The organism is Agromyces sp. LHK192, from assembly GCF_004006235.1.
GTDB lineage: Bacteria > Actinomycetota > Actinomycetes > Actinomycetales > Microbacteriaceae > Agromyces.
In genome coordinates, this window is the sequence record NZ_CP034753.1 from 2807979 (window position 1) to 2834118 (window position 26140).

Consider the following 26140-nt stretch of genomic DNA (forward strand, 5'->3'; position numbering starts at 1 on the left):
GTCCGAGGTACGGGCGGTCCTCCGAACTTCGCGCGGCGCAGGAGGTCGCAGCGCACCGGTCAGCGGCGCAGCACCTTGCGGGCCAGCCAGTTGCCGAGCGACTGCACGATCTGCACGAACACCACGATCAGCAGCACCGCCGCCCACGTCACGACCGGCTCGAACTGCCGGTACCCGTAGAGCTGCGCGAAGTAGCCGAGGCCGCCGCCGCCGATGAACCCGGCGACCGCGGACATGTCGATGACCGCGATCACGATGAAGGTGTACCCGAGGATCAGCGGGCCGAGCGCCTCGCCCAGCACGACCGTGAACAGGATCCGCCAGGGACCGGCGCCCATCGAGCGCGCCGCCTCGATCACGCCCGGCCGCACCGTGAGCAGGTTCTGCTCGACGATGCGCCCGATCGCGAACGACGCCGCCAGCGACAGCGCGAAGATCGCGGCGTCGTTGCCGATGCCCGTGCCGATCACGGCCCGGGTCACCGGCTGGATCGCCGCGATGAAGATGATGAACGGGATCGGGCGGAAGAAGTTGATCACGACGTTCAGGACGGTGTACACGGCTCGGTTCGGCAGCAGGCTCCCGGCCCGGCTCACGTAGAGCCCGATACCGAGCAGCAGGCCGCCGGCACCGCCGAACAGCATCGTCAACCCGACGATGTACAGCGTCTCGCCGGCGGCCTTCCAGAACTCGGGCCCGAGTTCGAGCAGCGCGTCCATCAGCGCACCTCCCCTGCCGAGGCATCCGAACCGGCCTCGTTCACCTCGACGTGCTCGCCGAGCTTCGCGAGCACGCCGTCGACCGCGGCATCCGTGCCGCGCAGCGCGAGCGTGAGGTGACCGAACGCCCGGCCGCGGATGTCGTTGATGCCGCCGTAGACGAGCTCGAACTCGACGCCGGCCGCGGCGAGGTCGAGGAAGACCTGCGCCTGCGAGGCGTCGCCGTCGCGGAACGAGAACGTCACGATGCGTCCGGCGTGGCGTTCGCGCAGCACCGCAAGCTCGGCGGGTGAGGGCACGCCCTTGACCACCGTCGAGACGAACCGCTGCGAGGCCGGGTGCTGCGGCGCCGAGAACACGTCGAACACGTCGCCGTGCTCGATGACCCGGCCGCCGTCCATCACGGCGACCTTCGTGGCGATCGACTGGATGACGTCCATCTCGTGCGTGATGACGACCATCGTGACGCCCTGCTCGGTGTTGACGCGCTTCAGCAGCGCCAGCACCTCCTGGGTCGTCTCGGGGTCGAGGGCGCTGGTCGCCTCGTCGGCGAGCAGGATCGAGGGCCGGGTCGCGAGGGCCCGCGCGATCCCGACGCGCTGCTTCTGGCCGCCCGAGAGCTGCTCGGGGTAGGCCTTCGCCTTGCTCGCGAGCCCGACGAAGTCGAGCAGTTCGGCGACGCGCGCCGTGATCTCGGCCTTCGACCAGCCGGCGACCTTCAACGGGTACGCGACGTTCGCCTGCACCGTCTTCTGGTCGAACAGGTTGAACTGCTGGAAGATCATGCCGATGCCGAGCCGGATGCCCCGAAGCTCCCGCTCGGGAAGCCCCGAGATCACCCGGCCGTCGACCGTGACGGTGCCGGCGGTGACGGGTTCGAGCGCGTTGATGAGACGCACGAGCGTCGACTTGCCGGCGCCCGAGTAGCCGATGATGCCGTAGACGTCGCCCGGCTCGATGTCGAGCGTGACGTCGTCGACCGCGACGACGGGGTCACCGCCGCGATCCGGCGACGGATACGACTTGCCCACGTTCGCAAGGCTCACGATGGCCATGCGGTTCCTCCTCCCGAACGCGCCGACCGGGCGACGCGCGCTGCGCGTCGCCCGGTGGCGGTTCGTGCGTTCGTGCGGGTCGGCCCGGGTTGCGGGCCGACCGCCCTATTCTGTCCCGTCGCGCGGGTGATCGTCGCGCCGGCCGCGCTCGCGGGCCGGCCCCTCGATCAGCCCTGTGCGGCGGTGTCCTCCTCGACGTCGGCGAGCGACTGCTCGAGGTCGGCCACGGGCACGACCAGCGAGACCCCGGTGCCGCCGGATGCCTCGTCGAGGCCGGCCTGCACGTCGGCGTTCGTCTGGAAGATCTCGACCAGCTTCAGGTAGGTCTCGTTGTCCTTGTCTTCAGCGCGTGCGGCGAAGATGTTGACGTACGGGAGGGCGTTCGGGTCCTCGGGGTCGTCCTGCGCGATCGCGTCGTCGAAGCTGAGACCGGCGTTCTCCACGAAGTCGTTGTTGATGATCGCGGCGGCGACGTCCGGCAGCGAGGTCGCGGTGAGCGCGGCCTCGAGCGTCTTGACCTGGACCTTCGACTTCGCCTCGTCGATGTCGGCGAGCGTGGAGAAGATCGAGCCGCCGTCGGTGAGCTCGATCAGGCCGGCCGACTGGAGCACGAGGAGCGCGCGGGCGAGGTTCGACGGGTCGTCGGGGATCGCGACGGTCTCGCCCTCGGGGATGTCCTTCACCGAGTCGTACTTCGTCGAGTAGAGGCCGAGGGGGTAGATCTGGGTCGAGCCGATCGGGGTGAGGTCCTCGTCGGCGTCGACGTTGTACCCGGCGAGGTAGACGATGTGCTGAAACTGGTTGAGGTCGAGCTCGCCCTCGGTGAGCGCCGGGTTGGGCTGGTTGTAGTCGCCGAAGTCGACGAGTTCGACGGTGATGCCCTCCTCGGCGGCGGCCTCGACGAACGGGGCCCACTGCGGGTCGGACTTGCCGACCACGCCGATGGTCACGACGTCGTCGTCACCGCCCGAACCGGAGTCGCCCGAGGCGGAACCGCCGGCGCAGCCCGCGAGGGCGACGACGAGCGGCACCGCGGCGAACGCGGCGAGGATGGACGTGGAACGGCGACGTGACATGGGGATTCCTCTCTCGGTGGCACCGCGATCGGACCGCTGGTCGGCGTGCGTGGGCACGGCTCCGCCCACTCGGGATATCGGGTGGGGAGGCATCGGTGCCGCAGATCGCGGGTGCCGTTCCACCATACGTGAAGCATCTGCGCCGACCGCGCCAGCAGGGTCACGTTCCGTCACAGATCCTTCGATGCGTCACGGGAAGCAACACGGATGCTGCAACGCGTGCCCTCGCGGGCCTCTGCCCGCGCGGGCGCACCGATCCGACGCGACCGTGCTCAGGACTCGAGCGACTCCGAGACCTCCAGCCACCGCGTCTCGAGATCGGCGACGGATGCCTCGAGCTGCGCGAGCTCGTCGCCGAGCGCGGCGAGGCCGACGTAGTCGGACTGGTCATGGCGTGCGAGCCGCTCGTGGTGTGCAGCGATCTCGACCTGCGACTTCTCGAGCCTCCGGTCGATCGACGCGAGCTCCTTCTCGGCGGCGCGGCGCTCCGCGCCGGCGAGCGCCGGGGCCGACGACGAAGCCGCGCCGCTCGCGGGTCGGCCAGCGGCCCCGGCCGCGGGCGCGACCGATCCCCCGGCCGCGCCGGCACCGCCCGCACTCCGCCCGGCCGCGGTACCGGGCGCCGCGGCATCCGACTGCCTCCGCAGCTCGAGGTACTGGTCGACGCCGCCCGGCAGGTGCCGCAGGTGCCCGTCGAAGATGCCGAACTGCTGGTCGGTGACCCGCTCGAGCAGGTACCGGTCGTGCGAGACGACGAGGAGCGTGCCCGGCCAGGAATCGAGCAGGTCCTCGATCGCCGCGAGCATGTCGGTGTCGAGGTCGTTCGTCGGCTCGTCGAGGATCAGCACGTTGGGCTCCTGCAACAGGATGAGCAGCAGCTGCAGCCGCCGCCGCTGGCCGCCCGAGAGGTTCTTCACCGGCGTCGAGAGCTGGGCGTTCGAGAACCCGAGGCGCTCGAGCAGCTGACCCGGCGAGAGCTCGACGGCCTTCGAGCCGCTGCCGATCGTGTAGCTGCGCTTCTGCTCGGCGACCACCGCGCTGACGCGCTGGTCCGCCCATTCGGCGAGCTCGGCGAGCTCTTGGCTGAGCGTCGCGATGCGCACGGTCGTCCCGCGCTTGACCCGCCCGGCGGTCGGCTTCACCGCCCCGGTGACGAGGCCGAGGAGCGTCGACTTCCCGGCGCCGTTCACGCCGAGGATGCCGGTGCGCTCGCCGGGCGCGATGCGCCACTCGACGTCGCGCAGCACCGTGCGGGTGCCGCCGTCGGGGGCCGGGTACTCGACGCCGGCGTCGAGCAGGTCGACGACGTCCTTGCCGAGTCGGCTCACCGCGAGGCGGCTGAGCTCGACCTTGTCGCGCACGGGCGGCTCGTTCTCGATGAGCTGGTTCGCCGCATCGATGCGGAACTTCGGCTTCGACGTTCGCGCCGGGGCGCCGCGCCGCAGCCAGGCGAGCTCCTTGCGCATCAGGTTCTGCCGCTTCGCCTCGGATGCCGCGGCCATGCGGTCGCGCTCGACGCGCTGCAGCACGTACGCGGCGTATCCGCCCTCGAACGGCTCGACGATGCCGTCGTGCACCTCCCAGGTGTCGGTGCACACCTCGTCGAGAAACCAGCGGTCGTGCGTCACGACCGCGAGCGCGCCCGAGGTCTTCGCCCAGCGCTGCTGGAGGTGGCGGGCGAGCCACGCGATGCCCTCGACGTCGAGGTGGTTCGTCGGCTCGTCCAGGAACAGCACGTCCCAGTCGCCGATGAGCAACGCCGCGAGCGCGACCCGCCGGCGCTGCCCGCCCGAGAGGTCGCCGACCCGGCCGTGCCACGGGACATCCGCGAGGAGCCCCGCGATGACGTCGCGCACCTTCGCGTCGCCCGCCCAGACGTGCTCGTCGATGCCGCCGACGACCGCGGCGGCGACGGTCAGGTCCGGATCGACGGTGTCGGCCTGGTCGAGCATGCCGATGCGGATGCCCCGCCGCACGGTGACCCGTCCGCCGTCGGGTTCGAGGCGACCGGCGAGGAGCTTCAGCAGGGTCGACTTGCCGTCGCCGTTGCGTCCGACGATGCCGACCCGATGCCCCTCGTCGAGCCCGAGGGTCACCTCGTGGAAGACGACTCTGGTGGGGAACTCGAGATGCAGGCGCTCGGCGCCGAGGAGATGTGCCATGACCGGACGAGCCTACTTCGCGCCGGCTCCCCCCGCGGCATCACCTCCCTCCCGCCCTCCTCCCGCACTCCTCCGCCGAGGTGACGGAAACGTCCCGGGTCGGGGCGGCCCGACCGGGAGGTTTCCGTCACCTCAGCGCACGGGCGCTCCGTGCGACCGGTCCTCCACACCCGGGCTTGGACGGCCTGGGAACCCGAGGAGGCGGGAATCCGACGGGATCCGAGCGGGCCGCGGCGATCATCGGCGGATGCGCTCGCCCGCCCCACTCCCCGCACCGCTCGGCGACCGTCCGGCCTTCACGACCCGAGAGGCCCTCGAACTGCAGGTGCCCGCCATGCGGCTGTCCCGCCGAGATCTCGACGCGCCGTTCCACGGAGTCAGGGTCCGGGCCGGCGCGTCGCTCGACGATCGACTTCGCATCGTCGCCTACGCGAAGCGGATGCCCCAGCCGCAGTTCTTCTCCCACGCGACGGCCGCGATGATCCACGGCATCCCGTTGCCGCTCGCGGTCCAGCGGCGCACGACGCTCGATGTCGCCGTCGTCAGGGGCGACCACCCGCCCTCGGCACGGGGCGTGATCCCGCACGTGCTCGAGGCATCCGCCTGCCGTGTCATCGGAGTCGGCGGGCTCCGGGTGACCGACCCCCGAACCACGTGGCGGGTGCTCGGCGCGCTGCTCGGACTCGACGATCTCATCGCCGCGACGGATGCACTGATCACCGGCGCTGCGCCGATCGGCGGCACCTTGCCGCTGTGCACCAGGGACGACCTCGACGCCGAGTTGCGATCGAGCCGCGGGCATCGGGGCGTCGTTCGGCTCCGGGCCGCGCTCGAAGCCGCCCGCGAGGGATCGGTGTCCCGGCAGGAGACCTTCACCCGGCTGGCGCTGACGCGCGGCGGGCTCCCCGATCCCGAGCTCAATCATCCGGTCGTCGTCCGGGGTCGCCGCATCGCGGTACTCGACCTCGCATACCCCGACCACCGCGTCGGAATCGAGTATCAGAGCGACTTCCACACCACGCCGCAGCGCTATCGCGCCGACCTCGCGCGCCTCGAACGGCTCGCCGACCTCGGCTGGCTCATGGTCCAGGTGACCGCGAGGGACCTCGCAACCCCGGCGAGCCGAGCCGCGCTCGTCCGTCGGGTCGCCGCCCGGCTCGCCTCGCGAGCGTCGAGGTGACGCCAAGCTCCCGGTTCGGAACGTCTGCACCGGGAGTTTCCCGTCACCTCAGCGAAGGGGGATGGGTGGGGATGGGGTGGGTGTGGGTGTGGGTGTGGGTGTGGGGGTCAGACGGGGAGGACTCGAGCGCCGTGGACGGGGCCGTGCGCGTGCACCGCCGTGATCCGGGCGGCAGACAACCCGACCTGGAGGGCGATGGCGTCTTCGCTCGACTCGGCCAGGAACGCCACGGTCGGTCCCGAGCCGGAGACGATGCCGGCCAGCGCCCCGGCCTGCTCCCCGAGGTCGATGAGCTCCGCCAGCGACGGCGAGAGCCGCACGGCCGCGGCCTGGAGGTCGTTGTGCAGGGCCGCCGCGAGATGGGCGGCGTCGCCCGCGCGGAGCGCGTGGAGCACGGCCGCGTCGACGCTCGGCGAACCGGCGGGGGCGCTCCACGGCATCGGGCGTCCGGCCTCCTCGACGCGGAGCACGTCGAGCTCCCGGTACACCTGCGGCGTGGAGAGTCCGTGGTCGGCGATCGCCAGCACCCAGTGGAACGAGCCCGTCGCCAGGGCGGGGCTCAGCCGGTCGCCGCGCCCCGTGCCGATGGCCGTTCCACCGGTCAGGGCGAAGGGCACGTCGGCACCGAGCTTCGCGGCGAGCGCGTGGAGTTCCTCGCGCGGCAGCGCCGTGCCCCAGAGCGCGTCGCAGGCGACGAGCGTGGCCGCGGCATCCGCCGACCCGCCGCCCATGCCGCCCGCGATCGGGACGTGCTTCGTGATCTCGAGCCGAACGCCCTCGGGTACGCCGGTGGCCTTGGCGAGCAGCTTCGCGGCCTTGACGGCGAGGTTCGAGCCGTCGGTCGGCAGGCCCGCGGTGTCGACGGTGCCGGTGAACGAGACCGAGATGCGGTCGTCGGGCCAGGCGCGCAGGTCTTCGTAGAGTGAGACGGCCTGATAGGCGGTGGCGACGTCGTGGTAGCCGTCGGCGCCGGCCTCGCCGACGCGCATGAAGAGGTTGATCTTGCCCGGCGCCCGGACGTGCACCGACTCGTCGGCCGCCGCGATGGTCATGGCTCCACGCTAGTCGAATGGTTCGCGTTCAGTCGCGAACGACCGCCCGCGCGATACGCAGGAAGTCGTCGACGGCGAGTTGCTCGCCGCGCGCCTGCGGGTCGACCCCGGCGCGCTCGAGCACCTCGGTCGCCGAGGCGGCGGAGCCGCCGAGCACGCCCGAGAGGGCCTGCCGGAGCATCTTGCGCCGCTGCCCGAATGCGGCGTCGACGAGTTCGAACGTGGCCCGGCGTTCGGCCTCGTCACCCGGTTCGCCGTGCCGGTCGAAGCCGACGAGCACGGAGTCGACGTTCGGCACCGGCCAGAACACCATGCGGGAGACCTGTCCGGCGGTGCGCCAGTCTCCGTACCAGGCGGCCTTGACGCTCGGCGCGCCGTACACCTTCGAACCGGGCTCCGCGGCGAGCCGGTAGCCGACCTCGGCCTGCACCATGACGATGCCCGACCGCAGCGAGGGCACGTGCTCGAGCAGGTGCAGCAGCACCGGGACCGACACGTTGTACGGCAGGTTGGCGACGAGCCGCACGGGTTCGCCGGGGAGGTCGCGCACCTTGAGCGCGTCCTCGTGGACGACGGTGAGCGACGTGCCCGGTTGCATCAACGTCGCCGTATGGGGCAGCTGCGCTGCGAGGCGGCCGTCGATCTCGACGGCGATGACGGATGCCCCGGCCTCGAGCAGCCCGAGCGTGAGCGATCCGAGCCCCGGGCCGATCTCGAGCACCGTCTCGCCGCGTTCGACGCCTGCGGCCTGCACGATGCGGCGCACCGTGTTGGCGTCGTGCACGAAGTTCTGGCCGAGCTTCTTCGTCGGCGTGACGCCGAGGAGCTCGGCGAGGTCGCGGATCTCGGCGGGGCCGAGCAGCCGCGGGTGGGCCGGCGCCTGCTCTGCCTCGTGGCGATGCATGTCAGGCCCCGTCCGCGTCGACGAATCCGCTGGTCACGGGGTCATCCTGCCATGAGCCGTACACGCGGACGGTGTTCGACGCGAGGTCGGCGCAGAGTTCGTCGAGCGGCGCGCCGAGCACGTCGGCCATGAATCGCACGGTCACGGGCACGAGGTACGGCGCGTTGGGTCGTCCGCGCAGCGGCGCCGGCGTGAGGTACGGGGCATCCGTCTCGACGAGGATCAGCTCGCGCGGCAGCACGCGCAGCGCCTCGCGCAGGTTCTCGGCGTTCTTGAACGTCACGTTGCCGGCGAACGAGCAGTACCAGCCCTCGGATGCCGCGAGCCGCGCGAGTTCCTCACCGCCGGAGAAGCAGTGGAACACGGTGCGTTCGGGCGCTCCGACGCGGCGCAGGGTCTCGACGACGTCGTCGTGGGCGTCGCGGTCGTGGATCTGCAGCGCGACGCCGTGGCGCTTGGCGATGTCGATGTGCGCCTCGAAGGCGCGGAACTGGGCGGGCCGCCCCTCCTCGCCGGTGCGGTACCAGTCGAGGCCGGTCTCGCCGACGGCCCGCACGCGCGGCCGCGCGGCGAGCTCGTCGATGACGGCCAGGGCGTCGTCGAGGGCGCCGGATGCCTCGAGCTCGGGGGCCTCGTTCGGGTGGAGGGCGACGGCCGCGAGCAGGCGCCCGTCACGGTCGGCGGCGTCTGCCGACCACCGACTGGTCGCGACATCGGTGCCGACCTGCACGGCGCCCGCGATGCCGACGGCCTCGGCGCGATCGAGGTGCTCGGCGACCGAGAGCGGCAGCGCGCCGTCGGCGATCTCGAGGTGGGTGTGGTTGTCGTACACCGGCACCGCGAGCCCCTCGGGCGCGGGCGGGTAGTCGGGCGCGGGCTTGCCGTCGCGCGCGCCGTCGGAGCGGTTGCGGAGGTGCTCGGTCACGCGCACCCCGCGGCGGCGATCCGGTCCACCTCGGCGGAGCGCAACGTCACCCGGCGACCTCGATGCGCGGGAACAGCGCCTCGAGCGCGGAGACCTGCTCGCCGAGTCGCACCTCGTCGGCCCGGTCGATGCGCTGCTCCTGCACGGTGCCGGGTGCGCCGAGCGCGGTCCACAGCTTCGCCGTCGCCTTGGGCAGGACCGGCGACAGCAGCACGGCGAGCGTGCCGAGCCCGTGGTACGCGACGGCGAGCACGGTCTCGAGTCGGTCGCGCTGCGCCGGGTCCTTGGCGAGCGCCCACGGCTCCTCGCTCGTGAGGTAGCCGTTGAGCGCGTCGACGAGCTCCCAGGCGGCCGCGATGGCCTCGTGCACGGCGAGGCGGCCGATCGCCTCCCATGAGCGCTCGGTGGCACGGCGTTCGATCGACTGGATCTCGAGGTCGGCGGCGGTCAGGGTCGCGGCGGTCGGCACGGCGCCGTCGCAGTAGCGCGCGATCATCGCGACGACGCGTGACGCGAGGTTGCCGAACCCGTTCGCGAGCTCGGCCTGGTAGCGCGCCGCCAGGTCCTCCCACGAGAACGAGCCGTCCTGGCCGAACCCGATCGCGGAGAGGAAGTAGAAGCGGAACGCGTCCGAGCCGAACGTGTCGGTGATCTGCGACGGTGCGATGCCGGTGAGCTTGGACTTGGACATCTTCTCGCCGCCGACGAGGAGCCATCCGTGCCCGAAGACCCCGCGCGGCACCTCGAGGCCCGCGGCCATCAGCATGGCCGGCCAGATCACCGCGTGGAACCGCAGGATGTCCTTGCCGACGATGTGCTGGGCGGGCCAGCGGCGCGCGAACTCGGCGTCGTCCTGCCCATAGCCGACGGCGGTGATGTAGTTGAGCAGCGCGTCGAACCAGACGTAGACGACGTGGCTGTCGTCCCACGGGACCTTCACGCCCCAGTCGAACGTCGAGCGCGAGATCGAGAGGTCGTCGAGACCCGAGCGCACGAACGAGACGACCTCGTTGCGGGCCGACTCGGGCTGCACGAAGTCGGGGCGCTCCTCGTAGAGGGCGAGCAGCCGGTCGGCGAACGCCGACATGCGGAAGAAGTAGTTCTTCTCGTTGAGCAGCTCGACCGGCTTCGAATGGATCTCGCAGACCAGCTGGCCCTCGAACTCGCCCGTGCCGGGCACCAGCTGCGAGTCGGTCTTGTACTCCTCGCATCCGACGCAGTAGTAGCCCTCGTACTCGCCCGTGTAGATGTGCCCCTCGTCGAAGAGGTGCTGGAGGAACTTCTGGACGTTCTGCTCGTGTCGCTCGTCGGTGGTGCGGATGAAGTCGTCGTTGGCGATGTCGACGGTCTCGAGCAGCGGCTTCCACGCCTCGGCGACGAGCTTGTCGGCCCACTCCTTCGGCGTCACGTCGTTGGCGGTCGCGGTGCGCAGGATCTTCTGGCCGTGCTCGTCGGTGCCGGTGAGCATCCACGTGTCCTCGCCCGCCTGCCGGTGCCACCGCGAGATGACGTCGGCGGCCACCTCGGTGTACGCGTGCCCGATGTGGGGCACGTCGTTGACGTAGAAGATGGGCGTGGTGATGTAGAACGAGGAGCCGTCGGCCATGCCGACAATCCTACGGGCGCGCGGCTGCGCGTCCGCCTCCATGACGGATGCCCCCGGGCGGTGCTCAGTCCGGCTCGTGCCCTGCGCGGTGCCGTCGGCGCACGCTGCCGTCGCCGATCGCGGCCGGCACCTGCTCCTCGACGTCCATGTGGTCGTGCGGGGTCGCGACGCCGAGCGTGACGTCCTGCTCCTTGATCGCGGGTTCGCGCACGCGCTGGCCGGGGTAGTCGACCGTGCGCAGGCCGAGCACGATCTTGCCGGGCGCATCGCGCCGGTCGAGCGCACGGTACGCGTCGACGATGTCGTCGAGGGGGAAGATGTCGGCGATCGGCAGTCGCACGCGACGGTCGGCGACCTGCCTGGCGACGCGCGCGAGCAGGATCGAGTCGCCCGGTTCCACGAGCACCGCGCCGCGCTCGGCGACGGCGTCCCAGTCGAGGGTGGTGAGGACGCGCGGCGCGGGCACGCCGAGCTCGATCGCCGCGTCGACCTCCCCGCCGAGGAAGTCGAGGAACGCGGTGATCGGGCGCCCTCCCGCGGCCAGTCGCGCGCGCTCGACCAGCCCCGGCCCGTAGGCCAGCGGGATCACGCCGAACTGGCGGAGGAAGTCGAACCTGGCGTCGGCGCTCGTGCCGAGGACCATGGCGCCGCGCAGGCGCGCGAACTGCGCGGCGAGGCATCCGACTCCACCGGCGGCCGCCGTGATGACGACGGTGTCCGCTGCGCCCAGCCCGAGGCCCTCGACGGCCGACCAGGCGGTCGTGCCGGCGATGTGCAGCGAGCCGGCGACCTCCCACGAGACTCCCGCCGGCCGCTGCACGAGATCCGTCGCGCGCGCGACGACGTGCGTCGCCTGTGCGCCGCCGTCGACGTAGCCCATGACCTCGTCGCCCTTCGCGAACGCGACCGACCCCGGGCCGACCGCTGCGACGACGCCTGCGATCTCCTGGCCGACACCCGCGGGCAGTTCGACCGGCCATCGCTCGGGATGGGACCCGCGCCGGACGACCGAGTCGACCGGGCTCAGCCCTGCCGCGAAGACCTCGACGAGGACCTCGCCGTCACCCGGTTCGGGTTTCGGCACCTCGACGACCTCGAGGACCTCGGGACCACCGTGGGTGGAGAATCTGACCGCTCGTGACATGTCGCACCTCCGGCGCCGCAATGCGCCGGTTCCATTGTCCCTCGAACGGGGGTGGTGCGCACCCCTTTTTCGCGCAGCCGGGTCGCATGATCGCGAGCGCACGCGCCCGGATTCAGCCCCGACGCGCGTCGAGCGCCCCCTCGTACAGGTCGCGGCGACTGAGCCCGGTCTCCGCGGCGACCAGCGCCGCCGCGTCCTTCAGCCGGGTTCCGGAGGCCGCGAGCTCCAGCACGCGCCGCAGCGCGTCGTCGGGGTCGGATGCCTCTGCCGCCCCCCCGCCGACGACGACGCAGATCTCCCCTCGCACGCCCTCCTCGGCCCAGGCCGCGAGTTCGGCGAGCGGACCCCGGCGCACCTCCTCGTGCAGCTTCGTCAACTCGCGGCAGACCGCCGCGGGACGCTGCGGCCCGAACGCCTCGGCGAGCGCGGCGAGGCTCGCGGCGAGCCGGGTCGGCGCCTCGAAGAGCACGAGCGTGCGCCGGTCGCCGGCGAGTTCGGCGAGCCGTCGCGACCGCTCCCCCGCCTTGCGCGGCAGGAATCCCTCGAACGCGAACCGGTCGGTCGGCAATCCCGAGACGGCGAGCGCCGTGATCACCGCGCTCGGCCCGGGCAGCACCGTGACGTCGACGCCGGCGGCGACCGCCGCCTGCACGAGCGGGAACCCCGGATCGGAGACGGTCGGCATGCCCGCGTCGGTCAGCAGCAGCAGGTCCTCGTCGCGGGCGAGTTCGACGATCTCGTCAGCCTTCTGCCGTTCGTTGTGCTCGTGCAGCGCGATGAGTCGGGGCCGGTTGGCGATGCCGAGTCCGGCGAGGAGGCGCTGGGTGACGCGCGTGTCCTCGGATGCCACGACGCGCGCCTGCTCGAGCGCCTCGCGCAGCCGCGCCGACGCGTCGCCGAGGTTGCCGATGGGGGTCGCGGCGAGGATGATCATGCCCTCCAGTCTGGCCTAGGGTTGGCCCATGGCTGCTGACCCCGACGCCCCCGCGCGCGACACGGCCCGGGCATCCGAGGCGGCGGCAGCATCCGAGGGAGAGGCAGCATCCGAGGGGGCGGCAGCATCCGAGGCGCCCGTGTCGGCGGCGGCATCCGAGCCGGCCGAGGCGGCAGCGGCATCCGAGTCCTCTGCGGCCGAACCCGTGCCCCGCGGCACGCGACTCGACGCGTGGTGGGCGCGCACCCTCTCCCCGCCGCGCCGTCGGGCGCTCTGGTACTGGGGCGGCCCGCTCCTCGTGACGCTCCTGGCCGCCGTGCTGCGGTTCTGGAACCTCGGGCATCCGCACCAGGTCGTCTTCGACGAGACGTACTACGTGAAGGACGCGTGGACGCTCTGGCAGAACGGCTACGAGACGACCTGGCCCGAAGGGTCCGACGAGGCCTTCGCCGACGGCGACGTCACGGGGTTCGAGACCGACGGCAGCTACGTCGTGCACCCGCCGCTCGGCAAGTGGATGCTCGGCCTCGGCATGGCGGCGTTCGGCGCCGGCGACCCGTTCTGGTGGCGTGCGTCGACGGCGCTCGCCGGCACCATCGGCGTCCTGATCGTGACGCTGCTCGCGCGGCGCCTCACGGGTACCACGATCGTCGCGGTGATCGCCGGCCTGCTGTTCGCGGTCGACGGCAACGCGATCGTGATGTCGCGGGTCGCGCTGCTCGACAACTGGCTCATGCTGTTCGCCCTGCTCGGGTTCTGGTTCATCGTGCTCGATCGCGACCGGAGCGAGCGCCTGCTCGTCGCGAAGCTCGCCGACGCCGCTGCGGCGGGCCGCGAACCCGGGTACGGCCCCGCCCTGTGGGCGCGGCCCTGGGTGCTCGCAGCGGGAGCCGCGTTCGGCGCCGCGTGCGCGGTGAAGTGGTCCGGCGTCTGGTTCCTCGCCGCCTTCGGCCTCTACCTCGTCGTCGTCGACGCGCTCGCCCGACGACGGGCCGGTGTGCCGTTCTGGCTCAGCGGCGCGATCCTGAAGCAGGGGCCGATCACGTTCCTCGTGCTCGTCCCCGTCGCGCTCGCGGTCTACCTCGCGTCGTGGACCGGGTGGATCCTCACCGACTACGGGTACAGCCGGCACTGGGCCGACGACCCGGCGAACCAGGCATCCGGCGTGTTCTCGTGGGTGCCGCTGTGGGCGCAGAGCCTCTGGCATTACCACCAGTCGGCGTACTCGTTCCACATCGGCGTGCACGGCGACCACCCGTGGCAGTCCAACCCGCTCACGTGGCTGTTCATGATCCGTCCGACGAACATGTACTACCGGGAGGTCGCGGGCTGCGGCGACGTCTGCGCCGAGTCGATCATGGGCATCGGCAACCCGCTGATCTGGTGGGCCGGCGCGGTCGCCGTGTTCTACCTCGTGTACCGGCTCGCCCGCTACCGCGAGTGGCAGGTCGGCGTCGTGCTGCTCGGCCTCGCGGCCGGGTACGCGCCCTGGCTCGGATACCTCGACCGCACGGTGTTCCAGTTCTACTCGATCGTGTTCCAGCCGTACCTGGTGCTCGGCACGGCGATCGCGATCGGCATCATCCTGGGCCGGGCCGACGCCCCGACGTGGCGTCGCCAGCGCGGCATCGCGACCGTCGCCGTGTTCCTCGTCGGCGTGGTGCTGGTGAGCATCTGGTTCTACCCGATCTGGTCCGGGATGCCGATCGATCCGGTCGTTCGACGCCTGCACTTCTGGTTGCCCAGCTGGGGCTGAGCCCGGCCGTCAGCGCGCGGCGAGCACGAGCTTGCCCCGCACGCCGCCGGCGAGGTACGTCTCCACCGCGTGCGCGGCCTCCGAGAGCGGCATCACCCGGTCGATCATCGGGCGGATGCCTCCGGCGGCGAGCCGCCCGAGCAGGTCCTCGAGGATCGCGGTGTCCCTGCCTGCGGCGAGCGGCTTCAGTCGTGCCGGCGTGAACGGGTTCCGAAGCGTCGCGCCGAGCAGGCGCGGGATCGGCCCGAGCAGCCCGTCGCCGCCGCCGGCCGAGAGCACGACCGTTCCGCCGCGTCGCACGAGCCGTGCGAGCTCGCCGAGCGACTGCCCTCCGCCGAGGTCGAACACGGCGTCGTAGGAGCCGGCAGGCTCCGCGGCGGGCCACGCGGTGCCGCGATCGAGCGTGCGCTGCGCACCGAGCGCGAGCACGTGCTCCGACTTCGACGGGCTGCAGACGCCTACGACCTCGCACCCGGCCGCGCTCGCGAGTTGCACCGCGAACCCGCCGACGCCGCCGGACGCCCCGATCACGAGGAGCCTCGGACGCGCCTCGCCCGGGCCGCCCATCGGGTCGATGCCCGCGAGCCGAAGCCCCTGCACGGCCGTTCCGCCCGAGACCGGGAGCGTGGCGGCGTCCGCGAACGGCAGCCCGTCGGGGATCGGCACCGCGAACCGCTCGGGCAGCACCGCGTATTCGGCCCAACCGCCCTGCGCGGTCTCGCCGCACACCCGGTCGCCGACCGCGAAGCGGGTCACGTCGGCGCCGACGGCCGCGACGACCCCGGCGACGTCGCGCCCGACGGTCGGCACCCGCGGCCGGCGCAGGCCGAAGAACAGCCGCATGAGCTTGGGCTCGCCCCGCATGACGCGCACGTCGCCCGAGGCGATGTCGACGGCGTGCACCTCGATCAGCACCTCGTCGGGCTTCGGCACAGGCCTCGCGACGGCCTCCAGCCCGAGCACCTCGGGGCCCCCGTACCGGTGCTGCGTGACGGCCCGCATGGCGGTCCCCGTCGCTGTCGTTGTCTGCGTCTCGTTCATGGTCGTTCACTCCCCGTCGGGGTACTGGAAGACCGCGTCGAGGGTCACCCCGAACGCCCTCGCGATCTGGAAGGCCAGTTCGAGCGACGGCGAGTACCGGCCCTGCTCGATGGCGATGACGGTCTGGCGCGTGACGCCGATGCGCGAGGCGAGCTCGGCCTGGGTCATCTCGCCGTTCGCGAAGCGCAGGGTGCGGATCGCGTTGGTCACGCGGGTCGGCTTCACCATTGCTGGAACCCCCCGGTGCGGTAGGCCGCGAGCTTCGCGAGGCTCGACAGGATGCCCGAGATCACGAAGCACAGGTACAGCGCGTTCGCGATCCAGAACCAGTCGAGTTCGAACCACGCCATGACCAGCGCGGCGAGCGCGCCGATCACGATGATCGAGTTCCCGACCCGATCGCCGGCGCGCTCGATCTCGCGATCGCGCTGGTCGGCCCGGGTCGATTCGCTGGGCGCGACCACCTCGATCAGGATCCGGAGCACGATGCCGGCGACGATCGCGCCGCCGATGGTCCACACCATCGGCCACACGTAGTCGACCTCGCCGATCGGCGTCCCGGCGAGCCGCGGGATCACCAGTACGAGGTAGACCGCGTACCCGATGACGGCGATGGCCAGGAACGACCAGACGCCCTTCTCCTCGTACGACATGCGCTGCTCCCCTGCCTCGTCGGCGTCGGGACCCGGTGCCCGACGCATCCGATGTCAAGGATTCTTGACACGTTCAAGGTAAGGGATTCTCGACACCGTGTCAAGAATTTCTTACACCGCGGGCCCGTGAGGTGCAGGAAATCTCCCGATCAGCGCAGGGCGAACCGGGAGTTCTCCGTCACCTCAGCAGGGGTGATGCCGGGCGGGGCCGCGGGCCGGGTGGGAAACGCGGTGGCTAGTGGCCGGCGCCGCCGTCGACGAACTTCAGGCCGACGACGCAGCCGACGAGCCCGACGAGGAGCGCGAGCTTGACCCACGAGACATCCGAGTCGCCCGTGATCATGGCCCAGACCACGGTGAGGGCCGCGCCGATGCCGACCCAGACCGCGTACGCCGTACCGGTCGAGATGTCGCGCATGGCCCACGCTAGCCCGCCCATCGAGAGCGCGAGCGCGCCGAAGAAGATCACCGACGGCCACAGCTTCGTGAAGCCCTCGGACTTGCCGAGCGCGGTGGCCCAGACGGCCTCCAGGATTCCGGACGCGATGAGGATGATCCACGACATGACGGTTCACTCTCCTGAGTGCCAGTCTTGTCGCGTTCCGGGTACTGGGTGCCCTCGTCCGGATGCCGCGTGCTGCGGCATTCACGGAAGACTACGGCACCTGCCTGCTCAAACGCTGTGCAATCCCGGGCTCATGCCACGTGCACGGTCTCGAAGTGCTCGACGACGGGGAACGGCTCGTAGAAGCCGTGCAGCAGTTCGCGCCACCGCTGGTACTCGGGCGAGCCGCGGAATCCGTGCTCGTGCGCCTCGACCGACTCCCAGCGCACCAGCAGCAGGTACTCGCTCGGCGACTCGATCGACCGCGACAGGCGAAGGTCGACGAAGCCGGGCATCGACGCGATGATCGCCTTCGCCTGGCCGAAGGCGGCTTCGAACTCGCCCTCGCGACCGGGGACGACGGGCAGGATCGCGTGCTCGAGGATCATCGGGCGAGCCTATCCGGATGCTTCGCCGAGCGACGATTCGGGTGCGCCGCCGGATGCCCCGCCGCAGCCGCGCTCCGATATCGCCGGGGCTTGCCCTCCCCGAGGTCGCCGAGGCGCGGCACGCGCCGCACCGGGACGGGCCGACCGAGCAGCGCCTCGAGCGCCCGCGCGGCGGCGTCGGCGTCGCCGCCGGCGATCGTCGCGCGGACGTCGCCCGCGGCATCCTGGTCGACGGTCCATCCGTGCGCGCCGTTCGCCTGGAGCAGCTGGGTCAGGTCGACGCAGGCGACCAGGCTCCCGTCGCCGGCGAGGAAGCGGGTGTGCTCGCGCCCCTCGAGGTCGGCGATGCCGACGGCGCCGTCGGGCAGCCGCACGATTCTGCCGTGGTCGCCGGTGCGGTAGCGCACGAGCGGCAGCAGGGGGTTCTCCCCCGCGGTCACGACGATCTCGCCGACGTCGCCGTCGGCGACGGGCGCGCCGTCGGCATCGAGGGTCTCGACGAGCACCCGCCGCCCGAGCACGCGGAACGGCCCGTCGTCCGTGCGGACCCCGATCGGCCTGGTCTCGTGGAGTCCGTACACGTCGAAGACGGGGCATCCGAACGCCGCCTCGAGTTCGGCGCGCAGCGGCGCGGCCAAGGCCATGGCGCCCGAGAACAGGGCGAGGGGGCGCACCGCGTCGCGCAGGTCGGGCGCCAGTAGCTCGGCGAGGCTCGTAGGGTCGCCGGTGATCACCTGCGGGTCCTGGTCGAGCAGGAACGCGCGACGGGTCGCGCCCGCGGGCCACTGCCCCTGGTGGAGGTTGACCCGGGCCATCGTGCGCTGGTCGAACCCGCTGATGACCGAGGCGTACGTGAACGCCTGGCGCTGGTGCACGACGTGGGCGATGGCCATCCGCTCGCCGTCGGGCCGCCAGTCGACGCCCTCGGCGCGGACCAGGTCGACGAGGAGGTGGAACCCGCGGGCGACCTCCTCGACGTCGTCGGGCAGCACCAGGGCGGCTCCGGTCGAGCCCGAGCTCGTGCCGTGCAGCATCCGCCCGTAGTCCGCGTCGAGCGGCACGAACGCGGCGATGTCGTGCACGAGGTCGGCCCGCGAGATCGTCGGGAAGTCGGCCAGCTCGGCCAGTCCACCCCGGTCGCGGCGCTCACGATAGTGCAGCAGCCGCCGAGCGCGGGCGAGGTGCTCCTCCAGCCAGCCGTCGAGCGGCAGCGGATGCCGCGTGCGCTCGACCTGCTCGGCCGTGAGCCGGTCGCCGGTCGCGTGCGTCCAGGTCGGTGCGTGCGGATGCCGCCGCAACCGCTCGAGCCGTTCGGCGCCCGCGGCACCGAGCGTCGGCCAGCGCTCGTCGTCACCGAGCACCGCGGCGACGTGCGGGGTGTACTCCGCCAGGGCGAGCGGGTCGGATTCGTCGCGTCCGCTCACGCGGGCACCCCGAACGGATGCCGCCGGGCCGCGCACGCCCCCGTGCTCGCCTCACTCACTGCTCGCCTCATTCACGCGTGTACCTCGCGGCCGCCTCCTTGGCGCGGGCCTCGGCGAGGCGGCGCGCGACCTCCGCGCGGTGCCGATGCTCCGCGTACGCCTCGTTCAGCGCCCGGTTCTGGGCGAGCGAGTCGATCGCGGCCAGCATCGAGCGCGCGGTCTCCGCATCCTCGCCCGCGGGCAGGCGACCCGACCAGAGCAGGAGCGTGCGGGCGGCCTCCTCCCGGCGGGTGTCGTCGGCGAGCCAGTCGAGCGGGTCGCTCGCGCTCGCGACGCGCAGCGCCAGCGCGTCGATCGCGAGCGCACGCGCGGCCTCCGGGTTCGCGGCGACCAGCGGCGGCTCGAGCGGCCCGACGAGTTCGTCGGACGCGAGCACCCACAGTCCGATTGCCGCGCCCAGCCGTACCTCCGCATCTCCGGCGTATTCGAGGCACGAGAGCTGCGTCGCCCCGGTTCGGCCGAGCACGTCGGCGGCGAGCGCGGGCAGCTGCACCCGCTCGTCGAGGAACGGGCGCGGCACGCTCGAGATCCTCGAGGCGACGGCGGCGACGGATGGACCTGGCGCGAGCTGCTCCCACCGCACCGGGTCGTCCGCGTCTGCGGCGACCCGCTGCGTCCAGCGGGCGAGCCGTTCGTCGGGTTCAACCATGCAGCACCTCCGCGAGCCTGACGCACGCGGCCGGTGCGTCGTCCATCGAGTCCAGGTAGATCACGTCGTAGCCGGCGTCGGCGGCGGCCGCCTCGACGCTGCGGCGCGGGTCGAGCAGCAGCAGGGTGCCGGTCGAGAGCTTGGCGCGCACCTCGGCCGCGACGTGCTCGAAGCCGGGGTTCCACCGGCCGAACATCGAGTCGAGACCCTCGTCGGAGAGCACGACCACGTGCCGCCGCTCGCCCTCGCGGAGCGACATGAGCTTGGCGTACCGCTCGCCGTAGAGGTCGAGCGGGAACGAGGTGCCGCCGGCGAAGAACGTCGCGAGCCCCTCGATCACGAGCTTCGGGTCGCGGACGAACCACTCCGTCCCGGCGACCTGCCGCGGACCGGAGAAGCTGGTGACGCGCACCCGGCCGCCGCCGCGCAGCACCGACAGCGCGAGGATCGTCCCCGCGAGCACCGCGGGCGAACCGGTGACGGGGTTCGGCATCGACCCCGACGAGTCGATGTAGAGGTCGAGCTCGATGCTGGCCTCGACCGGTTCGGGGTCGCCCTCGATCCAGCTCCGCCGACGGGTCGTGACGCCGGGGATCGGCGTGATGGACCCCTGCATCGTCGTCGGCCAGTCGATCTCGGCGAGGTCGTCGCCGACCTCCCACAGCTCGGACGGGCCGGGGAGTTCGATCGACGGCCGCGCGTCGCGCCGCTGGGTGAAGGGCCGAACCCATCGGGCGGCGTCGAGGCGGTAGCGCTCGGCGAGGCCGGCCCGATCGTCGACGCTGTACAACCCCCGGGTGTCGGCCGTGCCGTAGCCCTGCCCGCCCGCACCATCCTTCGCACGCCCTGACGAGCCCGCACGAGCCGCCGCGTCGCGCGGATCGACGGGTGCCTCATGCAACCGCCGGTCCGCGAGGATCCGGCCCGTCTCCTCGGTGCTCGGCGCCGAGTCGTCGGCGTCGCACACGCCCATGCCGAACGCGATGAGACCGGCCGTGCGCCCGAGCAGGCGGTCGACCTCGATGAGGTACGGCGCCGCGAGCATGCCGAAGCGGAGCGCGCCCGACACCGGGTCGATCGCGAAGGTCCGCACGGTGTCGGCGACGAGCGCGGCGTCGAGCTCGGGGCGGGTCATCGCGAGCTCGATCAGCTCGTCCTCGATCCGGTCGGCGGCGGCCCGCGCCTCCTGCAGCTCGCGCTCCTGCTCGGCATAGCGTTCGCGCGTCCGGGCCGTGAAAACGACGGGCGCCTGGTCGGCGCCTGTCGGCGCGGCCTCGCGCTCGGGAAGCGCCGGCGGCCGGGGCGGGCACATCGTGCCGGCCGGCCGGCGCCAGAGGAGTTCGTACGTACGCCGGTAGACCCACCAGAGGCGGTCCTCCGCGTCGAACGAGCGATGGAACATCAGGCGCATCATGCGCGCGAGGCCGGGTTCGGCCTCGTCGGGCGCGGCGCGGCGCTGCAGCTCGGCGACGCGGGCGTTCACGAGCAGGTCGCTCCAGAGGTTCGCGAGGTAGCCCTGCCTGGCCGGGTCCTCCGCGCCCCCGGAGGCGACGAGCGCGCGGCCCATCTGGTGCCGGATCTTCAGCGAGTCGATACGGGTGCTCGGGGAGAGCACGTGGTGGCCGAGTTCGTGTGCGAACACCGACTCGAGCTCGCCGCCGATGCCGTCCGCCTCGAGCATCGCGGGGTCCACGGTGATCGCCGGCGGGAACTCGAACCATGCCGCGGCCCCGTGCGCGTCACCGGCGCCGGGCAGCAGCTTCGGGTCGTGCATCTCGACGCGCCACAGCGCCTGCGCCGCGATCCAGGCGTCGCGCGCCGCGTCGTCCAGCGCGCCGCCTCCGGCGTCCATCAGCCCGGCTCCGGCGTCCAGAGCCACGCCAGGTGGGTGTCGGTCCGCAGCACGACGTTCACGCCCGGGAGCCCGACGGCGGCCGGCCGGTCCCGCGCGAGGTCGGATGCCTCATCCGCCTCGGCCCGCGCGCATCGCCCACCCCACACGTCGCCGTCGACCCGCCACCACTCACCGGCGGCGAACACGGCGAATCCGCCGGTCGCGTCGAGCGGATGCCACTGCTCCGGCGGGGCGACCCAGGCGTCGCCGAATCCGGCGAAGCCCCCGACGCTCCACACGAATCCGTTCGCCGCCGACCGACCCGGCCACCAGTACCGGTCGGTCGCCTGCCGATCGAGGAACTCGTCGAGGCCGGACGCCGCGGACGCACCCGAGATCGCAGAGGCACCGGATGCCGCCGACGCACCCCATGCCTCAAGCCCGAGGACGGCGGCCGCGACGCGAGCGCGCCCCTCCGCGAAGCGCATCGCCTCGCACCGGGCGAGCGCATCCTCGCGCAACGCCACGACCCCGGCCCGCCAGCCCGCGAGGGCGGCGACGTCGAGCAGGGCCTCACGGGCCGGCCGCAGCGTCACGCCCGGGGCATCCGTCGTCACGCGCCCGTCGGCGGCGTCGGCGAGCATCGAAACGCCCGCACCGAGCGCCGCACGGAACGCGCGCTCGCGGCCTCCGCGGCGCACGACGTTCGCGACGGCGAGTGCAGGGTCGAGTCCGGCCGCGGCGAGCGCATCGACGGCGCGGGCCTCGGCCGCGGCATCCGGTTCGGTCAGCGGGCGATACGTCGAGTCGGCCAGCACGCTCGGCCGCGCGATCATCCGGCCCGCTCCGCCCAGCGCAGGTAGGCGGTGTACCGCTGGTGCAGGTACTTGAGTGCGGTGAGGTCGTCGAAGTTGCGGCCGTACAGCTTGCCGGTCGCCGCGATCGTGCGGATGCGCGATTCGATCTCGGTGATGCGGCGCGACGCCTCGACCGGGGACAGTCCGTCGAGGCCGGCGTCGAGCTGTGCGAGCAGGTCGACGACCGGGTCGTCGACGCCGAGCCCGAGGGCCGCGAACTGCCGGCGGGACTGGGCGAACAGGTCGGCGAGCCAGCTCATCGGGTCGGTCGCGAGCTCGCGTTCGGCGCCGACGTCGAACCGCGGGTGCGTCGGATTCGGCAGCAGCTTGCCGCGCAGCGCGAACGGCAGCACCGCGGCGATGTCGTCGAGGCCGACCTCGTCGCGCCCGCGGAACCACGCCATCGCCTTCGCGTAGATGATGAGCGTCTGCAGCGGCCGCACCGACAGCCCGTTGAGCGTCTGCGCCCCGAGGTCGGCCTCGAGGTCGGCGCCCGAGTTCTGCTCGATCACCTCGTTGACCCGCCCGCCCGCGGTCGTGACCGTGTCCTTCGTGCGGTATTCGAACCGGCGCCCGCCGTGCTGCACGAACTCGAACTGGCCGAAGAAGAACTCGAGCTGGCGGCGCACCTGCGCTGGCAGCGGCAGCGCGCGGATCTCGGCGCGCATCCGCGCGCGCTCGTCGGCCGTGAACACGAGCTCGTCGGGCACGTGCTCCTCGGGCTTCTCCCCGGCCTCGACGCGGGCGACCAGCTCGTCGAAGAAGTGGGCGTTGAAGCCCGCCGCCGGCACGGTCACGTCCATGCGGTCGCGCAGGGCCTGGATCACGGGGAACGTGCCGCCGCCCGCGTCGTCGTTGGCGGTGAAGTACCAGCTCTCGACCCCGCCGTCGGCGTTGGTGCGCAGCATCTGGTCGTGGCTCTCGACGTAGCCCTCGGCGACCATCGTGAGCAGCGCCGACTGCGTCTTCGTCGGGATCCGGTTGTACTCGTCGATGATCTTCACCGGCCGGCCGAGCCATTCGCGCCAGGCGATGCGGATGTCGGCGAGCCGCTCGGCGTTCATGAGGTCGCGCGGCAGCGGGATGCCGACGAGGTCGCTGACGCCCAGCTGCGGATGCCCCTGCTGCACGCCCCGGCGCACGTCGTCGGGCGACGAGCCGGCGAGCACGCCCATGAGCACGGCGACGGTGGTCTTGCCGCGTCCCGGTCCGCCGATGAGGAGGCACTTGCCGCCGACGGCGAATGTGATGAGCGGCATGAGGACGTTCGACGAGAAGGAGGCGTCGCTCGGCAGGTTGAGCTCCGCCCCGGCGTCGCCGAGGGCGAATGTCACGGGTGCGCCGTCGGAGAACTCGAGGTCGTAGTACGGCGAGATCACGGCCCGGTTGACGATCCAGTAGTACGCCTGGCGCAGCTTCTCGTCGAGCTGCGGTGCGGCCTGCGCGTCGGGCGCGAGGAACAGGTCCTCTGCCGTGATCGACGTCGATGCACCGGGTCCGGCGGGGGCGGTGGGGGACGCGGAGACCTTGTGCCATCGATCCGACATCGCGCCAGCCTATCCGCCGGGTGCGACGCGGACGTCGACGCCGTCGTCGAGGTCGGCGCGCACGCCGGATGCCTCGGCCGAACGCCGCTGGATCTCCTCCTGCTCGGCCTGCGACCGGGCTTCGAGCGGCAGCGCGAACTCGAGCCTCGCGGCCATCGTCCGGCGCGCGGCCGGCAGGGACGCGGCGACGCGCTCGGGTACGGATCCGTGCACCTCGAGCCACGGCACCGGCTGGGCGGCGAGCACGTCGCGGAACCGCTGCTGCATGTCGTGGCGCAGGTGCTCGCCGTCGCGCGTGCCGTCTTGGACGAACGGGATCTCGTCGCCCGTGAGCAGGTACAGGTCGGGCCGGTGGCCGGCCGCGCGGTCGACGATGCGCGGCGACGGATGCCCCACGTACCGCTCATGCCAGAGCGCGGTGGCGAGCACGTCGGTGTCGCATACCAGCACCGGCGCGGGCACCCGCCGCAGCGCGGCCGCCTCGAGCTCGATCTGCCGGTCGACGATGAGGTCGAACTCGTCGCTGCGCCACGGCTCGTCGAGGCCGCCGTCGGCGCCGACGCCGCGGGTGATCGAGTGCTCGCGGCCGTACTCGGGCACCCAGTGGGTGCCGAGCGCCTCGGCGAGCGCCTCGGCGAGCGTGGTCGAACCGGTCGACTCGGCGCCGAGCACGACGATGCGCGCGGCGAGCGAGGCGCGCACCGACGGTGCGAGCTCGTGCCAGTGCGCGGCAGGATCGGCGCGCACCGCGGTGCCCGACACCGGGTTGACCCGGCGGCCGGGGTCGACCTGCACCCAGGCCGCGCCGAGCCGCTCGGCGAGTTCGGCGCCGTACCCGTCGCTCGTGAACACCGCGTCGACGGGCCCGGCCGGCGACCCGTCGGCGAGCGCGGCGATGAGCGCGGTGTGCGCGGTCCACGCGGCATCCGACGCGAAGTCGACGGGTGCGTCGTCGAGCGCCGCGACGACCCGGGCCGTCGGATGCTCCTCGCGGACCCAGTCGGCACGCACCTCGAACGGGACCGACTCGACGCTGGAACCCAGCACCTCGACCGTTACGGCGTCGCAGGCGCGCAGCGCCGTGCGGATCAGGTGCGAGTGCCCGGCGTGCAGCGGGTAGAACTTGCCGATGACGAGGCCGTGGCGGAACTCAGGCACCGGTCGCGGCCCTCGCCGTGGCATCCGTGGCATCCGTGGCATCCGACTGTTCAGCGCCGGCGGGTCCGTCCGGTGCGTTCCCGCGCTGCTGCCGCTGCTCGCGCTCCACGCGGAGCCAGGAGCGCCAGCTGACCGCGCAGATCACGATGAACCCGGCGTACAGCACCGCCGTGATCCACAGCCCGGTCGCGATCGCGAGCCCGACGAACGCGATGTCGACCGCGATCCAGACCGCCCAGTTCTCGATGCGCTTGCGGTTGAGCAGGTACTGCGCGACGAGGCTCGCGGCCGTGGTCGCGGTGTCGGCGAGCGCGACCTGCGAGTCGGTGAACGTCGCGAGCACCCACCAGAGCAGTACGGTGCCACCGACGCCGGCGAGCACGAGCCACGGCACCTGGCGTCGGGGCGTTCGCGCGATGAAGCCGCGGTCGTGCTCGGCTCCGCGCGTCCACCGCCACCACCCGTGCACGCCGAACGCGAGGTACACGACCTGCAACCCGGTCGCCGCATAGAGGCCGGAGCTCGCGAACAGCACGATGAACACGAGGTTGTTCGCGATGCCGATCGGGTAGTTCCACACGTTGCGCCGGCCCGCGAGCACGACGCACAGGGCACCGGTCGCGAAGCCGAGCACCTCGGTCCAGTGCGCGAGCAGCCATTCGATCACCGGGACAGCCTAGGGGCCGCGCCGGCCCGGGTCCTCCGGACCGGCAGGACATCGACGGCCGTCGTCCGTCGCCGAGGGGCGCGCCGCAGCCCCCGTGGGCGAGGATGAGGGCATGGACCTGCAGCCGAACGCCGCCCTCATCGTCATCGACGTCCAGCAGGGCTTCGACGACCCGTACTGGGGCGACCGCGACAACCCCGGAGCCGAGGCGAACATCGCCGCCCTCGTCGAGGCGTGGACGTCGTCGGGCCGGCCGATCGTGCTTGTCCGGCACGACTCGCGCAGCGCCGGGTCGCCGCTCGAGGCCGGCACTCCCGGCAACGCGTTCAAGCCGGTCGTCGCCGACGCCCCGCACGAGCTGCTCGTCTCGAAGCACGTCAACTCCGCCTTCTACGGCGACCCCGACCTCGACGGATGGCTGCGCGGACGCGGCATCGATGAGGTCGTGGTCGTCGGCATCCAGACCAACATGTGCGTCGAGACCACCGCGCGGATGGGCGGCAACCTCGGTTACCGCGTCGTCGTGCCGCTCGACGCCACGCACACGTTCGACCTCGTCGGCGGCGACGGGCACCGGCTGGCGGCGGCCGACCTGGCGCGGGCCACGGCCGTGAACCTGTCGGGCGGCGGCTTCGCCGAGGTCGTCGACACCGCATCGGTGGTCGCCGCAGCGGGCGCGGCATCCGACGAGGCGAACTGACCTCGCGAATGCAGTATCCGTTGCCCCGCGTTACAGCACCGGGC

Annotated in this window: 25 protein-coding genes and 1 riboswitch; of the genes, 3 read left to right on the plus strand and 22 right to left on the minus strand. The window is 72.4% G+C overall.

Translation table 11 applies throughout. The annotated features are described in order from the left end of the window. Positions 1–59: 59 nt before the first annotated feature. From ELQ40_RS12660 to ELQ40_RS12675, 4 genes are all read right to left on the minus strand, one after another. Positions 60–719, minus strand: a complete 660-nt coding sequence (locus ELQ40_RS12660; protein WP_127794009.1) for a methionine ABC transporter permease — start codon at positions 717–719, stop codon at positions 60–62. Further along, entirely contained in the window at positions 719–1774 is a 1056-nt protein-coding gene (locus tag ELQ40_RS12665; protein WP_127794010.1) for a methionine ABC transporter ATP-binding protein, read from the minus strand. The genes ELQ40_RS12660 and ELQ40_RS12665 overlap by 1 nt, the downstream gene beginning before the upstream one ends. A gap of 167 nt (positions 1775–1941) precedes the next feature. Then, positions 1942–2850 (minus strand): MetQ/NlpA family ABC transporter substrate-binding protein, encoded by a 909-nt coding sequence (locus ELQ40_RS12670; RefSeq protein ID WP_127794011.1) that lies wholly within the window; start codon positions 2848–2850, stop codon positions 1942–1944. 272 nt (positions 2851–3122) lie between these two features. After that, positions 3123–5012, minus strand: a complete 1890-nt coding sequence (locus tag ELQ40_RS12675; RefSeq protein WP_127794012.1) for an ABC-F family ATP-binding cassette domain-containing protein — start codon at positions 5010–5012, stop codon at positions 3123–3125. A 247-nt stretch (positions 5013–5259) separates the two neighbouring features. Here ELQ40_RS12675 and ELQ40_RS12680 point away from each other — a divergent pair, with 247 nt between their 5' ends. Further along, positions 5260–6192 (plus strand): hypothetical protein, encoded by a 933-nt coding sequence (locus ELQ40_RS12680; protein ID WP_127794013.1) that lies wholly within the window; start codon positions 5260–5262, stop codon positions 6190–6192. A 107-nt stretch (positions 6193–6299) separates the two neighbouring features. Here the strand turns inward: ELQ40_RS12680 and ELQ40_RS12685 are convergent, their stop codons facing one another. From ELQ40_RS12685 to rsmI, 6 genes are all read right to left on the minus strand, one after another. Continuing rightward, positions 6300–7244: a 4-(cytidine 5'-diphospho)-2-C-methyl-D-erythritol kinase gene (locus ELQ40_RS12685; RefSeq protein WP_127794014.1), complete on the minus strand. Its 945-nt coding sequence runs from the start codon at positions 7242–7244 to the stop codon at positions 6300–6302. Positions 7245–7272: 28 nt separating this feature from the next. Next, entirely contained in the window at positions 7273–8148 is an 876-nt protein-coding gene (gene rsmA / locus ELQ40_RS12690) for a 16S rRNA (adenine(1518)-N(6)/adenine(1519)-N(6))-dimethyltransferase RsmA (protein WP_127794015.1), read from the minus strand. A 1-nt stretch (position 8149) separates the two neighbouring features. Further along, positions 8150–9073 (minus strand): TatD family hydrolase, encoded by a 924-nt coding sequence (locus ELQ40_RS12695; protein WP_127794016.1) that lies wholly within the window; start codon positions 9071–9073, stop codon positions 8150–8152. A 46-nt stretch (positions 9074–9119) separates the two neighbouring features. Continuing rightward, positions 9120–10679: a methionine--tRNA ligase gene (metG, locus tag ELQ40_RS12700; RefSeq protein WP_127794017.1), complete on the minus strand. Its 1560-nt coding sequence runs from the start codon at positions 10677–10679 to the stop codon at positions 9120–9122. A gap of 64 nt (positions 10680–10743) precedes the next feature. Continuing rightward, a complete protein-coding gene (locus ELQ40_RS12705; RefSeq protein WP_127794018.1) occupies positions 10744–11823 on the minus strand; it encodes an NADP-dependent oxidoreductase in 1080 nt (359 codons plus the stop codon). A gap of 112 nt (positions 11824–11935) precedes the next feature. Then, positions 11936–12757, minus strand: coding sequence for a 16S rRNA (cytidine(1402)-2'-O)-methyltransferase (rsmI, locus tag ELQ40_RS12710; protein WP_127794019.1), 822 nt, complete (start codon positions 12755–12757; stop codon positions 11936–11938). A 28-nt stretch (positions 12758–12785) separates the two neighbouring features. Between rsmI and ELQ40_RS12715 the strand changes: the two genes are divergently transcribed. Next, positions 12786–14513, plus strand: coding sequence for a dolichyl-phosphate-mannose--protein mannosyltransferase (locus ELQ40_RS12715; protein ID WP_127794020.1), 1728 nt, complete (start codon positions 12786–12788; stop codon positions 14511–14513). 9 nt (positions 14514–14522) lie between these two features. Here ELQ40_RS12715 and ELQ40_RS12720 read toward each other — a convergent pair whose 3' ends face one another. The 12 genes from ELQ40_RS12720 to pnuC form a co-directional block, all read right to left on the minus strand. Beyond that, on the minus strand, positions 14523–15515 hold the full coding sequence (locus ELQ40_RS12720; protein ID WP_164863583.1) for an NAD(P)-dependent alcohol dehydrogenase: 993 nt from the start codon (positions 15513–15515) through the stop codon (positions 14523–14525). Positions 15516–15560: 45 nt separating this feature from the next. Beyond that, positions 15561–15782 (minus strand): helix-turn-helix transcriptional regulator, encoded by a 222-nt coding sequence (locus tag ELQ40_RS12725; RefSeq protein ID WP_127794022.1) that lies wholly within the window; start codon positions 15780–15782, stop codon positions 15561–15563. Next, positions 15776–16255, minus strand: coding sequence for a hypothetical protein (locus ELQ40_RS12730; protein ID WP_205649341.1), 480 nt, complete (start codon positions 16253–16255; stop codon positions 15776–15778). Before ELQ40_RS12730 ends, ELQ40_RS12725 begins: the two co-directional genes overlap by 7 nt. A gap of 187 nt (positions 16256–16442) precedes the next feature. Beyond that, on the minus strand, positions 16443–16772 hold the full coding sequence (locus ELQ40_RS12735; RefSeq protein WP_127794023.1) for a multidrug efflux SMR transporter: 330 nt from the start codon (positions 16770–16772) through the stop codon (positions 16443–16445). 17 nt (positions 16773–16789) lie between these two features. Continuing rightward, positions 16790–16856, minus strand: a riboswitch (guanidine-III (ykkC-III) riboswitch). Between the two features lie 47 nt (positions 16857–16903). Continuing rightward, positions 16904–17200: an antibiotic biosynthesis monooxygenase gene (locus tag ELQ40_RS12740; RefSeq protein WP_127794024.1), complete on the minus strand. Its 297-nt coding sequence runs from the start codon at positions 17198–17200 to the stop codon at positions 16904–16906. Next, the gene (locus tag ELQ40_RS12745; RefSeq protein WP_127794025.1) at positions 17197–18624 is read right to left on the minus strand and encodes an AMP-binding protein; all 1428 of its coding nucleotides are present in this window, start codon (positions 18622–18624) and stop codon (positions 17197–17199) included. Before ELQ40_RS12745 ends, ELQ40_RS12740 begins: the two co-directional genes overlap by 4 nt. 67 nt (positions 18625–18691) lie before the next feature. Beyond that, complete coding sequence (locus ELQ40_RS12750; protein ID WP_127794026.1) at positions 18692–19333, minus strand: phosphohydrolase; 642 nt, start codon at positions 19331–19333, stop codon at positions 18692–18694. Beyond that, on the minus strand, positions 19326–21212 hold the full coding sequence (locus ELQ40_RS12755; protein ID WP_240665787.1) for a VWA domain-containing protein: 1887 nt from the start codon (positions 21210–21212) through the stop codon (positions 19326–19328). Before ELQ40_RS12755 ends, ELQ40_RS12750 begins: the two co-directional genes overlap by 8 nt. Continuing rightward, entirely contained in the window at positions 21185–22003 is an 819-nt protein-coding gene (locus tag ELQ40_RS12760) for a hypothetical protein (RefSeq protein ID WP_127794027.1), read from the minus strand. The genes ELQ40_RS12755 and ELQ40_RS12760 overlap by 28 nt, the downstream gene beginning before the upstream one ends. Then, on the minus strand, positions 22000–23571 hold the full coding sequence (locus ELQ40_RS12765) for an AAA family ATPase (protein ID WP_127794028.1): 1572 nt from the start codon (positions 23569–23571) through the stop codon (positions 22000–22002). The genes ELQ40_RS12760 and ELQ40_RS12765 overlap by 4 nt, the downstream gene beginning before the upstream one ends. Before the next feature lie 9 nt (positions 23572–23580). Then, positions 23581–24729 carry an AAA family ATPase gene (locus ELQ40_RS12770; RefSeq protein WP_240665788.1) on the minus strand — a complete coding sequence of 383 codons (1149 nt, stop codon included), beginning with the start codon at positions 24727–24729 and terminating at the stop codon, positions 23581–23583. Beyond that, positions 24722–25396 carry a nicotinamide riboside transporter PnuC gene (pnuC, locus tag ELQ40_RS12775; RefSeq protein ID WP_127794030.1) on the minus strand — a complete coding sequence of 225 codons (675 nt, stop codon included), beginning with the start codon at positions 25394–25396 and terminating at the stop codon, positions 24722–24724. The genes ELQ40_RS12770 and pnuC overlap by 8 nt, the downstream gene beginning before the upstream one ends. A gap of 112 nt (positions 25397–25508) precedes the next feature. Between pnuC and ELQ40_RS12780 the strand changes: the two genes are divergently transcribed. Further along, positions 25509–26096, plus strand: coding sequence for a cysteine hydrolase family protein (locus tag ELQ40_RS12780; protein WP_127794031.1), 588 nt, complete (start codon positions 25509–25511; stop codon positions 26094–26096). Positions 26097–26140 lie beyond the last annotated feature (44 nt).

What these genes read in the sequence shown, in the direction of transcription:
- ELQ40_RS12780 (WP_127794031.1), top strand. Translation starts at nt 25,509, where the DNA reads ATGGACCTGCAGCCGAACGCCGCCCTCATCGTCATCGACGTCCAGCAG.
- ELQ40_RS12760 (WP_127794027.1), bottom strand. Translation starts at nt 22,003, where the DNA reads ATGATCGCGCGGCCGAGCGTGCTGGCCGACTCGACGTATCGCCCGCTG.
- ELQ40_RS12685 (WP_127794014.1), bottom strand. Translation starts at nt 7,244, where the DNA reads ATGACCATCGCGGCGGCCGACGAGTCGGTGCACGTCCGGGCGCCGGGC.
- ELQ40_RS12735 (WP_127794023.1), bottom strand. Translation starts at nt 16,772, where the DNA reads ATGTCGTGGATCATCCTCATCGCGTCCGGAATCCTGGAGGCCGTCTGG.
- ELQ40_RS12660 (WP_127794009.1), bottom strand. Translation starts at nt 719, where the DNA reads ATGGACGCGCTGCTCGAACTCGGGCCCGAGTTCTGGAAGGCCGCCGGC.
- ELQ40_RS12705 (WP_127794018.1), bottom strand. Translation starts at nt 11,823, where the DNA reads ATGTCACGAGCGGTCAGATTCTCCACCCACGGTGGTCCCGAGGTCCTC.
- ELQ40_RS12720 (WP_164863583.1), bottom strand. Translation starts at nt 15,515, where the DNA reads ATGCGGGCCGTCACGCAGCACCGGTACGGGGGCCCCGAGGTGCTCGGG.
- ELQ40_RS12765 (WP_127794028.1), bottom strand. Translation starts at nt 23,571, where the DNA reads ATGTCGGATCGATGGCACAAGGTCTCCGCGTCCCCCACCGCCCCCGCC.
- metG (WP_127794017.1), bottom strand. Translation starts at nt 10,679, where the DNA reads ATGGCCGACGGCTCCTCGTTCTACATCACCACGCCCATCTTCTACGTC.
- rsmA (WP_127794015.1), bottom strand. Translation starts at nt 8,148, where the DNA reads ATGCATCGCCACGAGGCAGAGCAGGCGCCGGCCCACCCGCGGCTGCTC.
- ELQ40_RS12715 (WP_127794020.1), top strand. Translation starts at nt 12,786, where the DNA reads ATGGCTGCTGACCCCGACGCCCCCGCGCGCGACACGGCCCGGGCATCC.
- rsmI (WP_127794019.1), bottom strand. Translation starts at nt 12,757, where the DNA reads ATGATCATCCTCGCCGCGACCCCCATCGGCAACCTCGGCGACGCGTCG.
- ELQ40_RS12750 (WP_127794026.1), bottom strand. Translation starts at nt 19,333, where the DNA reads ATGGTTGAACCCGACGAACGGCTCGCCCGCTGGACGCAGCGGGTCGCC.
- ELQ40_RS12670 (WP_127794011.1), bottom strand. Translation starts at nt 2,850, where the DNA reads ATGTCACGTCGCCGTTCCACGTCCATCCTCGCCGCGTTCGCCGCGGTG.
- ELQ40_RS12680 (WP_127794013.1), top strand. Translation starts at nt 5,260, where the DNA reads ATGCGCTCGCCCGCCCCACTCCCCGCACCGCTCGGCGACCGTCCGGCC.
- ELQ40_RS12665 (WP_127794010.1), bottom strand. Translation starts at nt 1,774, where the DNA reads ATGGCCATCGTGAGCCTTGCGAACGTGGGCAAGTCGTATCCGTCGCCG.
- ELQ40_RS12675 (WP_127794012.1), bottom strand. Translation starts at nt 5,012, where the DNA reads ATGGCACATCTCCTCGGCGCCGAGCGCCTGCATCTCGAGTTCCCCACC.
- ELQ40_RS12725 (WP_127794022.1), bottom strand. Translation starts at nt 15,782, where the DNA reads ATGGTGAAGCCGACCCGCGTGACCAACGCGATCCGCACCCTGCGCTTC.
- ELQ40_RS12740 (WP_127794024.1), bottom strand. Translation starts at nt 17,200, where the DNA reads ATGATCCTCGAGCACGCGATCCTGCCCGTCGTCCCCGGTCGCGAGGGC.
- ELQ40_RS12730 (WP_205649341.1), bottom strand. Translation starts at nt 16,255, where the DNA reads ATGCGTCGGGCACCGGGTCCCGACGCCGACGAGGCAGGGGAGCAGCGC.